General features: G+C 66.8%; 11 protein-coding genes and 1 tRNA gene. 4 read left to right on the forward strand and 8 right to left on the reverse strand.

Going from position 1 to position 13242, the window contains the following annotated elements; genetic code table 11:
* Positions 1–35: 35 nt before the first annotated feature.
* The 6 genes from FHW81_RS23930 to FHW81_RS23955 form a co-directional block, all read right to left on the reverse strand.
* Complete coding sequence (locus tag FHW81_RS23930) at positions 36–413, reverse strand: hypothetical protein (protein ID WP_003107850.1); 378 nt, start codon at positions 411–413, stop codon at positions 36–38.
* 101 nt (positions 414–514) lie between these two features.
* Positions 515–1540: an RNA 3'-terminal phosphate cyclase gene (gene rtcA, locus FHW81_RS23935; protein ID WP_003112809.1), complete on the reverse strand. Its 1026-nt coding sequence runs from the start codon at positions 1538–1540 to the stop codon at positions 515–517.
* Positions 1537–2349: a nucleotidyltransferase domain-containing protein gene (locus FHW81_RS23940; protein WP_003105094.1), complete on the reverse strand. Its 813-nt coding sequence runs from the start codon at positions 2347–2349 to the stop codon at positions 1537–1539. Before FHW81_RS23940 ends, rtcA begins: the two co-directional genes overlap by 4 nt.
* Before the next feature lie 36 nt (positions 2350–2385).
* Positions 2386–3600 carry an RtcB family protein gene (locus FHW81_RS23945; protein WP_003161782.1) on the reverse strand — a complete coding sequence of 405 codons (1215 nt, stop codon included), beginning with the start codon at positions 3598–3600 and terminating at the stop codon, positions 2386–2388.
* A gap of 55 nt (positions 3601–3655) precedes the next feature.
* Positions 3656–4801, reverse strand: coding sequence for a slipin family protein (locus FHW81_RS23950; protein ID WP_023090851.1), 1146 nt, complete (start codon positions 4799–4801; stop codon positions 3656–3658).
* 271 nt (positions 4802–5072) lie between these two features.
* Positions 5073–5146: transfer RNA gene (locus FHW81_RS23955), tRNA-Arg, on the reverse strand.
* Between the two features lie 314 nt (positions 5147–5460).
* Between FHW81_RS23955 and rtcR the strand changes: the two genes are divergently transcribed.
* Positions 5461–7056, forward strand: a complete 1596-nt coding sequence (gene rtcR, locus FHW81_RS23960) for an RNA repair transcriptional activator RtcR (RefSeq protein WP_003112813.1) — start codon at positions 5461–5463, stop codon at positions 7054–7056.
* A gap of 55 nt (positions 7057–7111) precedes the next feature.
* Entirely contained in the window at positions 7112–7666 is a 555-nt protein-coding gene (locus FHW81_RS23965) for an NADAR family protein (protein WP_004347866.1), read from the forward strand.
* Here FHW81_RS23965 and FHW81_RS23970 read toward each other — a convergent pair.
* Positions 7660–9516, reverse strand: coding sequence for a DUF4105 domain-containing protein (locus tag FHW81_RS23970; protein WP_003094784.1), 1857 nt, complete (start codon positions 9514–9516; stop codon positions 7660–7662). The two genes, FHW81_RS23965 and FHW81_RS23970, sit on opposite strands and share 7 nt — an antisense overlap.
* A gap of 58 nt (positions 9517–9574) precedes the next feature.
* Positions 9575–10063: a DUF3015 domain-containing protein gene (locus FHW81_RS23975; protein WP_003094783.1), complete on the reverse strand. Its 489-nt coding sequence runs from the start codon at positions 10061–10063 to the stop codon at positions 9575–9577.
* A gap of 234 nt (positions 10064–10297) precedes the next feature.
* On the opposite strand from FHW81_RS23975, the gene FHW81_RS23980 reads away from it, so the two are divergent.
* Both FHW81_RS23980 and FHW81_RS23985 read left to right on the forward strand, forming a co-directional pair.
* Positions 10298–10624: a TraR/DksA family transcriptional regulator gene (locus FHW81_RS23980; RefSeq protein ID WP_003116271.1), complete on the forward strand. Its 327-nt coding sequence runs from the start codon at positions 10298–10300 to the stop codon at positions 10622–10624.
* A gap of 98 nt (positions 10625–10722) precedes the next feature.
* Positions 10723–13176 (forward strand): Lon protease family protein, encoded by a 2454-nt coding sequence (locus FHW81_RS23985; RefSeq protein ID WP_003123401.1) that lies wholly within the window; start codon positions 10723–10725, stop codon positions 13174–13176.
* Positions 13177–13242 lie beyond the last annotated feature (66 nt).

Below are 13242 nucleotides of genomic sequence, written 5' to 3' on the forward strand. Positions count from 1 at the left end.
GGGATCGGTGCTGCGGATGGTTGTCGCAGCGTGCTTCAGCGCTCGCGCAAGGCCCGGGCCAACGCGCGGTCGCGGTCGCGCTGCCAATCGTCGTCGCGGTCGTCCCACTGGCGCTCCTCGAAACGCCGCCGCTCTTCGCTCCGCGCCATCGACCGGCATTGCTCGAAGCCGTCGCCCCAGCCGCTGGCGTAGATCGCCTCACGCAGGTAGCGGGGGACGTCCTTGCGGAATTCGCCGCTGATCGAGCCGGCCGCCTGGCGGCCGCTACCGCAGCCATCGTCGAAACCGTCGGCATAGGCGGGCGGGTAGCCCTTGGCGAGCAGGTACTGGTGGGTGCTTTCGCAGCCGCCGAGCAGGGTGGCGGTGAGCAGGATCAGGGCGAGGACAAGCACGCCGAGACGCGAAGAAGACATGGCCGGGACTCCTCGACCGCCGGGATGGGGCTCCCGGAGATTCGCGCCGGGCCCGCTGGCAGGTCCGGCGCGAGTCTAGGTCGGCATTGGTGAGGAATTCGTCAAGCCGATGTGATGACGATGCGATGACCGCCGCCGTCCAGCGCCTGGTCGCCGATCCTCACCGGCAGGAAGCGTTCGATAACCCGGCGGTTGCTTTGCAGATGGGCGCTCAGCCGCGGCGTGGTGAAGCTGCCGGCGCCGGCCAGGGCCATGGGCAGCAGCAATTGGTCGGCGAGGTGCTCGTCCGCCGCGCAGCCGCTTTCCATCCAGCCGATGGCTTGCGTCGCGACCTGTTCCGCCACCCGTTCGGCGCTGACGCCGGCCTGGCCGAAGGCGCAGAAGGTCGCGCAGATGTGCTCGCAGTCGATCCGCAGCAGCAGGGCGTTGCCCGGCCCCTGGTCCTCCGCGAGGAACTCCAGCTGGCGTTCTTCGTCGCTCCAACCGAGGCGCTGGCGGACCCTCTCCAGCTCACGCTCGCCGACGTGCCCGGGAATCCCGGCGAGCAGCGCCCGCGCCTGGCGCCGCAGCGCCGCGCCGGGATGCTCCAGTTGCAGCGGCCGCCAGCGTGCCGGGCGTACCCGCGCCAGCAGCTCGCCACCGCCGGCGGGTACGAAGCCGTGGCGCAGCAGTTCCAGGTCGACTTCCGCGCCCATCCGCTGCAACAGCGGCAGCCAGCTGTCGCGGAGAAAGTCCGCCGGCGGCGCCAGTGGATTGTGGGTGCCGCCGCTGATCCTCACCCGGCTTTCGCCGTTGGCCGCGAGCAGCGCCGGCAGCAGGGTTTGCAGTACCAGCGAGCAACTGCCGGCGGAGCCGATGGCGAAGGCGTAGTCGCCGGCGCGGATCGCACCGGGCCGGAACGCCAGCTCGCGTGAGCCGAGCTCGGCACCCTCGACCTCGGCCGCGCAGATTTCCGCCGCCGCGCGCACCGCGGTGAGGTGCTGCCGCAGCAGCCCCGGACGGCTGCGCCGGCCACGGATGTTGCGGATGCGCAGCGGCTGGCCGCTGGTCATCGACAGGCTCAGGGCGCTACGCAGGATCTGCCCGCCGCCTTCGCTGCCGTCGAGTTCGATGAGGTCCTTTCTCATGAGGTTTCCCTTGTGTATTGCCATATCTTGTCGTGGAGGTAGCGATCCAGCAGTCGGCTGTCCTGGCGCGCGCCGGTTGGTTGGGTGGCCCCTCGTTCGGCCTGGAGCAACTCCGCTTCGATGAAGCGTTGCAGCGCCAGGCGCGGAGGGCCGTAGGCCGATTCGTCGCGCTGACGCTTGAGGCTCAGCAGGGCATCCAGTTCTTCGCGCAGCGACGGATCGTCCAGCGTGGCTTCCACTAGCCTCTCGAACGCCACCGGCGGCAAGCCCAGGCCTGCATCCAGCCAACGCACCGCGAACAACGGACGCAGGACGTAGAGGTATTTCTTCAGCCGGACGCTGTCGCCCTTCAGGTAGCCCCGGTAGTTCTTGCGTGCCATCGACAGGTAGTGATGGCGACTGCCTGGTACGGAGTGAAAGGCGCTGCCCAGCCAGAGCAGTTCCTCGCGCACGCCAGGCTCTTCCCGATACACCAGCGGCGAGCCGAGCCACTCCAGCAGGGCCGGGTTGGATTTGCGCATCAGGCGCAACGCCTTGCGCAGTTCCCAGCCGCTGATGTCCAGCTCGTCGCTCAGCGGACGTTCTATCACGTCGCGAGGTTCCTCGACGCGCTGATACCACTCGGGCTGATGCACATAGACGAAGCGTACGTCGTAGTCGCTGTCCGGCGAAGCGAAGCCCCAGGCCCGGCTGCCCGACTCGCAGGCGTAGAGCACGACTACGTCGTGCTCGCGTTCGATCCGTTCCAGCTCATCCAGTACCCGCTCGCGCATGGCGGCGGGGAGCGGATGGCGTTCTTCCCTGTTCATTTCGATTCTTCCCCAGCGGGCGCCACAGGGCGCCCGTCATCCTTTCACGCACACCACCTGACGCAGGGTGTGCAGCACTTCCACCAGCTCGCGCTGGGCTTCCATGACCCGGTCGATGTCCTTGTAGGCCATCGGGATCTCGTCGATCACGTCGGCGTCCTTGCGGCATTCGACGTGGGCGGTGGCGCGCGCCTGGTCGGCGACGCTGAAGACCTTCTTCGCCTTGGTCCGGCTCATGGTCCGCCCGGCGCCGTGGCTGCACGAGCAGAACGCTTCCTGGTTGCCGAGGCCGCGGACGATGAAGCTCTTCGCCCCCATCGAGCCGGGAATGATGCCGAGCTGGCCCTTCTGCGCGGACACCGCGCCTTTGCGGGTGACCAGTACCTCCTGGCCGAAGTGGCGCTCCTTCTGCACGTAGTTGTGGTGGCAATCGACCGCCTCCAGGTTGGCTTCGAACGGCTTGCGGATCACCTGGCGCGCCGCCTCGATCGCCGCGTGCATCATCAGCGCGCGGTTCTGCCGGGCGAAATCCTGGGCCCAGCCGACCGCTTCCACGTAGTCGTCGAAGTGCCGGCTGCCTTCCTCGAAGTAGGCCAGGTCCTTGTCCGGCAGGTTGGCGATGTGCTGGCGCATGTCCGCCTTGGCCAGTTCGATGAACAGGTTGCCGATGGCGTTGCCGACCCCGCGCGAACCGCTGTGCAGCATGAACCAGACGCGGTCGGCCTCGTCCAGGCAGACCTCGATGAAGTGGTTGCCGGTGCCGAGGGTTCCCAGGTGCTGGCGGTTGTTGGTCTTCTCCAGCCTCGGGTGCTTGTCGGTGATCGCCTTGAAGCGACCGGCGAGCGCCTTCCAGGCCTGGTCGGCGGCCTCCGGTACCTCGTGCCAGGCGCCGCGGTCGCGGCGGCCGAAGGTCTTGCCGTGGGGTACCGCCTGCTCGATGGCGCTGCGCAGGCCGTGCAGGTTGTCCGGCAGGTCGGCGGCGACCAGCGAGGTGCGCGCGGCGATCATTCCGCAGCCGATATCCACGCCCACCGCGGCCGGGATGATCGCGCCGAGGGTAGGGATCACGCTACCGATGGTCGAGCCCTTGCCCAGGTGTACGTCAGGCATCACCGCCAGGTGCTTGAAGATGAAGGGCATCTTCGCCGTGTTCAGCAACTGCTGGCGCGCTTCCTCCTCCACCGGGACGCCCTGGGTCCAGAGCTTGATCGGCTTGCCGCCGGCCACTTCGAGGATATTCATGTCTTTCATCGTGCTTTCCTTGTGCTCCGCGCCGTCTTGTCGACGGCGCGGCTATCGTTCGTGATCAGGCCTGCTTCAGCGTGACCAGTCCGTTCAATACCTGGTCCAGGCCACCGAATACCGAAATCCGGTCGATGCGCTCGGCCACCCGCTCCAGGGTTTCCAATTCCTTCAGACGCAGCGCGGTCGGGTTTTCCTCCATGACCTTCGCGGTATTCAGCAGCGAGCGGGTCGCCGAGGTTTCCTCGCGGCGGCGGATCACATTGGCCTGGGCCGCCTTCTCCGCCTCCACCACCTGCGCCAGCAGGGTCTTCATTTCGCCCGGGAGGATGATGTCGCGTACGCCCAGGCCGCTCACTTCCAGGCCGCTGTCTTCCAGCTTGGCGGCCAGGTGGGCGCTGACCGCTTCGTCGATCGACTGCTTGTTCTCCAGCAGTTCGTCGAGGGTACGGGTGCCCACTGCCGCCCGCAGGCCGAACTGCAGCTCGCGGTACAGATACTCCAGCGGTTTGCTCAGCCGCGAGAAGGCGGTGAGCACGTCGCTGTAGCGCCAATTGGCGGCGAGGTTCAGGCGCAGGCTGACCTTGTCGCGGGTGAGGATCTCCTGGCCGCTGACCTCCAGCGCCTGGATACGGGTGTCGACCAGTTCCACGCTGACTTGCCGGTTGTAGCGCCAGAAACCGTATTGTCCAGCTTGCAGCAGGCCGGCAAGGGCGCCGTCGACCTTGAGCACGCCGACCTGGAACGCCGGCACCTGGACCAGCAACACTGCGTCCAGGCCCGCCAGGGCGCGGTCGCGCAGGTTCGGCTGGTGCAACTGGGCGACCAGCGCGGCGGACAATCGATAGTCCTGGGTCAGGTCGATGCGCTCCAGGCGCTGCTCGGTCTGGCCTTTCCAGTACAGTCGGCGGCTGCCCGGTGCGAGCAACTCCACCAGCACGCCGTCCTCGTAGCGCAGGCCGGCCTCGTTGTCGCCCAGGTCCATCCGGGTGAAGTAGCGCTCCACCAGTTGCGGTTCGCTCTGCCGCAGGTAGCCGGCCAGGCGGTGTTCAAACTGCGGGGTGTTCAGGCTGAAGCTTTCCAGGCTCAGGCGGTCGTACGGATCGAAGCGGCGGTAGGTGCCCGGTTCGAGCACGGCGAGGAAGTCGCCTTCGGAATGCAGCAGGCCGCGTTCGTTCTTCTTCACGATAAAGCGCTTCAGCATTTTCATCTCTTCATTCCTTTCATTCTTCCGTGGTGCCGGTGTTGCCGGCCCGTCGAGCGTCGTGGGTGGAGCGCGGAGGAGGTTGGCCTGGCGGACGTCCTGTCCATACGATCGATTCCCTCGATCCCCGGCCTGCCTTGCCCCGTGCCCGAACCGCGGGCCGGACGGGCCGGCGGCGGCTTCGGCTCCCTTGCGTTCTCCGGCCTTCCTGGCCGCTTGCGCAGTTCGCCTCGGCCACACCGGCGGGTGTTGCCATTGAGTGATTGCCGTTAAGGCAACGTTCGAGCGGGAGTCGAACCCGCGACAGACCATTTCGTGGATGGTTGCTCTACCAGGCTGAGCTATCGAACCGCGAAGCGGCATTGCCGTCATTCGCGAATGACCGTCGTTGTTGCGGGCGGCATGCACGACGCCGACACCAGGGGTGGGCTCGGGCACCGGCGGGACTGGAGTCCCGACCCGTCGGCCTGCATGGGCGATGCGGTCGAAATGGATATAGCGAGCGGCGTGCCAGGTTTTTATCGATGAGATTGTTTCTTGATTAACTGTTTGATTTTAAAGGTGAATAAATTTTTTATTGCGCTTCGTCGGCGAATTCGATGGAGAGATGCCTGGCTATTTCTATATATTTTCATATCGATCTTTATCTTGAAGGATAAGCAGTGATGAAACGCACGGTCGCCATCGGCTTCATCGGCGCCACCCTCGACCGTCTCGGCAAGGGCGCGGCGCGCTGGCAAAAGTGGCGGCCGAGCATCGGCCTGTGCCAGCAGCCGGACCTGCTGATCGACCGCCTCGAACTGATCCACGGCAACGACGCCCGCGACCTCGGCCTGGCCGAGCGGATTCGCGCCGACATCGCCGCGGTGTCGCCGCATACCGAGGTCCGCCTGCAGCAGATGGAACTGCGCAACCCCTGGGACTTCGAGGAGGTCTATGGCGCCCTGCACGATTTCGTCAGCGCCTACCCCTTCGACACCGAGCGCGAAGACTACCTGGTGCATATCACCACCGGGACCCATGTCGCGCAGATCTGCTGGTTCCTCCTTACCGAGGCGCGCTACCTGCCGGCCCGGCTGGTGCAGACCTCGCCGTCGCGGCGCAAGGACGAGGCGCGCCATCCCGAGGGCTCGGCGACGCTGATCGACCTCGACCTGTCCCGCTACGACCGCATCGCCTCGCGGTTCCGCCGCGAACAGGAGGAAAGCCTGGCTTTGCTCAAGTCGGGAATCGCCACGCGCAATGCCGCTTTCAACCGCTCCATCGAGCAGATCGAGCGGGTCGCCGTGCGTTCGCGGGCACCCATGCTGCTGGTGGGGCCGACCGGTGCCGGCAAATCGTTCCTCGCCCGGCGCATCTATGAACTCAAGCGCAGCCGGCACCAGCTCGACGGGCGTTTCGTCGAGGTCAACTGCGCCACCTTGCGCGGCGACGGCGCGATGTCGGCACTGTTCGGTCACGTCAAGGGCGCCTTCACCGGCGCGCAGAATGCGCGCGAAGGCCTGCTGCGCGCAGCCGACGGTGGCATGCTGTTCCTCGACGAGATCGGCGAGCTGGGCGCCGACGAACAGGCGATGCTGCTCAAGGCTATCGAAGAGAAGCGCTTCTTCCCGCTGGGTTCGGACCGTGAGGTGGAGAGCGACTTCCAGCTTATCGCCGGGACCCACCGCGACTTGCGCGGACGAGTGGCCGAAGGCCTGTTCCGCGAGGACCTGTTCGCCCGCATCAACCTGTGGACCTTCGAGCTGCCGGGCCTGGCTGGACGCCGCGAGGACATCGAGCCGAACATCGACTTCGAACTGGAGCGGCACGCCCGCGAGCAAGGGCGGCAGGTGCGTTTCAACCTGGAGGCCAAGCGTCGCTACCTGGCCTTCGCCGGTTCCAGCGAAGCGCGCTGGGCCGGCAACTTCCGCGAGCTGTCGGCTTCCATCACACGGATGGCGACCCTGGCCGACAGCGGGCGGATCGACGAGGCGCTGGTCGAGGAGGAGATCCTCCGCCTGCGCCAGGCCTGGGGGCTCGATGCGGGCCGGGAGCCACTGGCCGATCTGCTGGGGCAGCGGGTGGAGGCCCTGGATCTGTTCGACCGCCTGCAACTGCAGGCGGTGCTGGAGGTGTGCCGCGGGGCTAAGACCCTTTCCGAGGCGGGACGCCGGCTGTTCGCCGTTTCGCGCCAGGACAAGCGCAACCCCAACGACGCCGACCGGCTGCGCAAGTACCTGGCGCGTTTCGGCCTGGACTGGGCGCAGATACGCGCCTGAACACCACTTCGGGATATCCTTGGCGTCTTTTCACGGGCTCCAGGGACGAATGCCGATGAGCGAGATAATGGACGTCGAGCGGCTGCGCCAGCGCTGCGCGGCCGGCGAAAGCTTCAAATACCTGTATTTCTGGGGACATCGCCCGGCGACGGATGACAAGGTCGGCAAGAGCTGTTTCAGCCAGTGGTACGAGGCTTCGTTCAAGCTCGACGGGGTGCGCTACCCCAGCGCCGAGCATTACATGATGGCGGCCAAGGCACGCTTGTTCGACGACCCTAGGTTGCTCGAGCGCATCCTGGCGGCGCGCAGCCCAGGCGAGGCGAAGGCCCTCGGCCGCGAAGTCGCCGGCTTCGACGAGGCACGCTGGAACGCCGAGCGGGTGGAAATCGTGATCGAAGGCAACCTCGGCAAGTTCGGCCAGAACGCTTCGCTGAAGAAATACCTTCTGGGCACCGCCGACCGGGTGCTGGTCGAGGCCAGCCCGGTGGACGCGATCTGGGGCATCGGCCTGGCCGCGAGCGATCCCCTGGCAGCCGAGCCGGCGACCTGGCAAGGCCTCAACCTGCTCGGCTTCGCCCTGATGGAGGTGCGCCGGAGGCTGGCTCAGTAGTAGTACCAGCGCAGCTCCAGCTTCACCTCGTTGATCGGCTTGCCGACATGGCTGAACTCGCGTTCGGCGCTCAGGCGCAGGCCGAGGTCGCGGCCCAGCTCCACCTGCTGGACGAAGCCCAGGCTGCGGCGCACTTCACCGTTGTGGAAGTAGTCGCCCTTGGCCTCCAGGGTCAGGTTGCCCAGCGGGTTGCGCCACAGCAGGCCGCTGTCGAAGCCCACCGCCGGGGCGATGGCGGCGGCGAAGTCCCTGTTGTTCTCGATCCGCGCGGTGCCCATGGCGTAGAGCAGCAGGTCGTCGCCGAACATCCAGCTGCCGCCGGCGCCGCCGTTCAGATGGCTGACCAGGTTTTCGTCGCCGTCCTCGCCCGGCACCCGCTCCAGGCCGCCGGCGACCTGCCAGGACAGCGGCTTGAGCAACTGGTTGCGCGGGGTCAGCGAGCGGATGGTGACCAGGTCGAGATTCTGCAACTGCCAGCGGTTGCCTTCGTACTGGCGCAGCTTGAGCTGGCCGATCTCGATCTGCGCGCCGAGGGGGAAGCCATAGGCGTTATCGGCGAGGTCATGGTAGGCCATGCGCAGGCCGTATTCGGCGAAGGCGCGGTCATCGCGGCTGCCGACGCCGAACTGCCAGGTCCGTGACTCGTGGCCGTCCTCCGGCTGGCCGGGGCGCTCGACCTGGAGGTCCGGCGGCGGGTTGCGGTTGATCGCTCGCAACAGGTTGTAGCTGCGCGAGGCGATGCCGCTGTCACGCGCCTGACCGGTGGCGCGGTAGCGCACCAGGCGGAAGGCGGCGTCCTGGATCAGCGCCTGGCGCGGCATCGGCAGGGCCTTGAAGTCGGGAGCGTCGAGCAGGCTGTCGTCGTCCGCCAGGCGCTTGGCCCAGTCGCGCTCGGCATGGTCGAGCGGTTCGGCGCGGGCGAGCAGTTCCTTCTCGCGCGACGGCCGGTAGTCGATGCGCTCGATCAGCCCGGCGTTCTTCACCGCGCGGACGGTGTCGGTGGGGATCGCGGTAAGCGGGAACTGCTCGGTCAGCTCGATGCCCGGGCGGGCGATCTCCATCAGTTCGAGCAGGCGGAACGAACAGTTCTCGTCGAAGAAGTAGTAGTCGAAGCGGACCTGCTTGAGTTCCCAGACGTGTTCGACCATGCGCCCGGTCTCCTCGGGCGTCAGGTTCAGCTTGTATTCCCAGAGGTCGCGGTTCTCCAGGCGGCTGTATTCGGCCAGCTTCTCCCGGTACGGGACCAGCGCGAACAGGCCGGGATAGCCGCCCATCAGGCCTTTCCAGGCATAGAGGATGCTGTTGTCCATGCCTTCGATGTAGGCGCCGAAGTTCAGCGCGTAGCTGAGCAGGGCAGTGTTGTTGCTGGTGACGTCGGCCTGGTCGATGCGCAGCAGGGTGTGGCCGAACATCGACGACGGGCTGTTCAGGTAGGCCGCGGGGAACACCAGCACCGCGCTGTGCGGGTTGATGTCGCGGTACCAGTTGTCGTATTCGCCGCACTGCGGCTGCGGCAGGTCGTCGAGTTGCAGTTGCTGGCGCAGCCAGCGGGTGCGCGCCGGGTAGACGCACTGAGCGTGCTTGTCGCCAAGGCTGGGCGAGGCATAGAGCGCCTTTAGCGTGGCCGCCAGTTCGGCGTCCGGGTGGCTCTCGCCGTTGTCGGCGAGGAAGAACCGCTCGTCGTCGACGTAGCTGCGCCAACCGCCGAGCTTGCCGCGTTCGTAGTGGCCGAGGGCGATCCAGTAGGGATCGGCGGCCAGTTGCTGGAGGCGGGCCTCGGGAACCGTGGGCGCAGCCAGAAGGGGGGAGCAGGCGCACAGCGCCATCCAGGGCAACAGGCGTTTCGGCATCGGCAAGGCTTAATGCTTGGGGAAAGGGGCCTGCCCGCGAACGGGCAGGCGGCGAGGCTCAGGCCTGCTCGGCGTACTTGGCCAGGCGGGCGTCCTGTTTCAGGATCGCCTGGGTGTTGGCATAGACGTCGGCGGCGGTGGCGTCGGACTTGTTGAAGATTTCGGAGAAATGCTCATGGGTGACGGCGGCGAAGTGCTCGCGGTCCTGCGGTTGCACGCCCAGCACCACGGCATAGGTGGTCAGCGCTTCGCCATTGCCCTTGGCCATGTCTTCGGACAGCTCGTCCATCATGCTGCCGAGCACCAGCAGGGGCTTGCCGCCATAGGACAGCGCGCCGTTGGTATGGCAGCCGTTGGTGCCGGTGGTCATGCCGAAGGTGTTGTTGCCGGAAGTGCCGTTGGTGGTCGCCGCGACCACGTGGGTGGCCACGCCGCGCTGGCCTTTGAAGAGCATGTTGCCCCAGCCGCAGCCGGCGCCGCCGGGAGCGTCGGCGAAAGCGTTGAAGGAGGCGGCGGCGAACAGGGTACCGAGCAGAATCCGTTTCATCGTTTGTTCTCTCTTGAGGTGGATCGGAGCCATCTGGAGCGGGCCAGCGACGCCGTGAGCTTTTCGGAATGCCACCGGGGTGTCAAGGCACCGAATGGGTGGCAGCGCGCAATGCCGGGCGAAAATTGACCGGCGTCAGCGGCAATCCGCTTGGAACCGTCCAGACTTGGGAAAGTTCTGGTCGGTCTGAGCGAAACCGGCCTTGGTCAGCCGTTCCTCATGCAGGAGGTGGATATGAGCGCTTTCGACCCCGCTACCGCCCTGGAAACCCTGGCGACCGAGTACGCGGCACGCGCCGCGGCGATCCGTCGGGACCTGGCGCGCAGCCATTCGCCGGACTTCGCCGAGCAGGCGGTGCAGCGCCAGAACGACGAAGTGCTCGAAGGCCTGCTCGCCGAGGCGGAGGCGGGGATGCGTCAGGTCGGCCTGGCCCGCCTGCGCCTGGCGGAAGGTCGCTACGGCTACTGCGAGCGCTGCGGCGAGGCCATCGAACCGGCGCGCCTGGCCGCCCTGCCTGCGGCGGAATACTGCCTGCGCTGCGCCGACCTGGTACATCGGTGAGATAGCGCCATCCGCGCCTTGTCAGTGGCGCGAGGCTGGGGGGAGAATGCGGGCGACGACACCCCGCGGCGATCTGCCGCCCGATGCAAGGATTCCCGATGCCCGATTCCGTCGCTGCCGGCCTGCGCCTGGCGCCAGAAGAACTGACCCGCCCGTTCGCTCCCGAGCAATTCGCCTTCGACACCACCGATGACCTGGAGCCCTTCCGCGGCGTGCTGGGCCAGGAGCGTGCGGTCGAGGCGCTGCAGTTCGGTGTGGCGATGCCGCGTCCGGGTTACAACGTATTCGTCATGGGCGAGCCGGGGACCGGACGCTTCTCCTTCGTCAAACGCTATCTGCAAGCCGAGGGCAAGCGCGTCGCCACGCCCTCCGACTGGGTCTACCTGAACAATTTCGACGAGCCGCGCGAACCTCGGGTGATCGAGCTGCCGCCGGGCAGCGCGACCGAATTCAGCGCCGACATCGACCGTCTGATCGACAACCTGATGTCGACCTTCCCGGCGGTCTTCGAGCATCCGGCCTACCAGCAGAAGAAGAACGCCGTCGACCGCGCTTTCAACCAGCGCTACGACCGCGCCCTGGACTCGGTGGAGCGGCGCGCCCTGGAGAAGGACGTGGCGCTGTACCGCGACAGCGCCAACGTCGCCTTCACCCCGATGAAGGACGGCAAGGCCCTCGACGAGGCCGAATTCGCCCAGTTGCCCGAAGCCGAGCGCGAGCGTTTCCACAAGGATATCGCCGCCCTCGAGGAGTACCTCAACGAGGAACTGGCGAGCCTGCCGCAGTGGAAGCGCGAGTCGAGCAACCAGTTGCGCGAGCTCAACGAGGAAACCATCACCCTGGCCCTGCAGCCCCTGCTGGCGCCTCTGGTGGAGAAGTACAACAACAACCCGGGCGTCTGCGCCTACCTGCAGGCGATGCAACTGAACCTGCTGAAGACCGTGGTCGACCAACTGGTCGACGACAGCCGCACCGACGCCCAGCGCAAGCAAGGGCTGATCGAGCAGTACGCGCCGAACCAGGCCATCGTCCACCACGCGACCAGCGGCGCGCCGGTGGTGTTCGAGTCGCACCCGACCTACGACAACCTGTTCGGCCGCATCGAGTACAGCTCGGACCAGGGGGCGCTCTACACCAGCTACCGGCAGTTGCGTCCGGGGGCGCTGCACCGGGCCAACGGCGGCTTCCTGATCCTGGAAGCGGAAAAGATGCTTGGCGAGCCGTTCGTCTGGGACGCGCTCAAGCGTGCCCTGCAGTCGCGCCAGTTGAAGATGGAGTCGCCGCTGGCCGAACTCGGCCGCCTGGCTGCGGTTTCCCTGACCCCCCAGGTGATCCCGCTGCAACTGAAGGTGATCATCATCGGCTCGCGGCAGATCTACTACACCCTGCAGGACCTCGATCCGGACTTCCAGGAGATGTTCCGGGTGCTGGTGGACTTCGACGAGGACATCCCGCTGGGCGAGGACAGCCTCGAACAGTTCGCACAGTTGCTCAAGACGCGCACCTCGGAAGAGGGCATGGCGCCCCTCAGCGGCGCGGCGGTGGCGCGACTGGCGACCTACAGCGCGCGCCTGGCCGAGCACCAGGGGCGGCTTTCGGCACGGATCGGCGATCTGTTCCAGTTGGTCAGCGAAGCCGATTTCATCCGTCAGCTGGCGAACGAGGAGGTGATCCAGCTCGGCCACATCGAGCGTGCCCTCAAGGCCAAGCAGACCCGCACCGGACGGGTGTCGGCGCGGATCCTCGACGACATGCTGGCGGGGATCATCCTGATCGACACCGCTGGCGCCGCGGTCGGCAAGTGCAACGGACTGACCGTGCTGGAGGTGGGTGACTCGGTGTTCGGCGTGCCGGCGCGGATTTCCGCGACCGTCTATCCGGGCAGCAGCGGCATCGTCGATATCGAGCGCGAAGTCAACCTCGGCCAGCCGATCCACTCCAAGGGCGTGATGATCCTTACCGGCTACCTGGGTAGCCGCTACGCCCAGGAGTTCCCCCTGGAAATCTCCGCCAGCATCGCCCTGGAACAATCCTACGGCTACGTGGACGGCGACAGCGCCTCGCTGGGCGAGGTCTGCACGCTGATCTCGGCGCTGTCGCGGACGCCCTTGAAGCAGTGCTTCGCCATTACCGGCTCGATCAACCAGTTCGGCGAGGTGCAGGCGGTCGGCGGCGTCAACGAGAAGATCGAGGGCTTCTTCCGCCTCTGCGAAGCGCGCGGCCTGACCGGCGAACAGGGTGTGATCATCCCGCGCGCCAACGTCACTACCCTGATGCTCGACGAGCGCGTGTTGCAGGCGGTGCGCGCCGGGCAGTTCCACGTCTACGCGGTGCGCGAGGTGGACGAGGCGCTGGCGCTGCTGGTGGGCAAGCCGGTCGGTGGCCAGGACGAGAAGGGACGCTTCCCGAAAGGCAGCGTGAACGATCTGGTCGTGGCGCGCTTGCAGGAGATATCCGAACTCGGCATGGAAGAGGACGACAAGGAAAAGGACAAGCCGGCGGAGAAAGAGACCGTCGCGGCGAAGGACAAGGCCGCGGCGAAGAAGGACTGAGTCCGGCGCGTTGCCGGAACCTGCCGAGGGCGGGGCTAGAAAGCCCCGCCCTCGTGCGTTTCAGCC

It is taken from the genome of Pseudomonas sp. RC10-4-2 (genome assembly GCF_050433085.1).
GTDB classification, from domain to species: Bacteria; Pseudomonadota; Gammaproteobacteria; order Pseudomonadales; family Pseudomonadaceae; genus Pseudomonas; species Pseudomonas aeruginosa.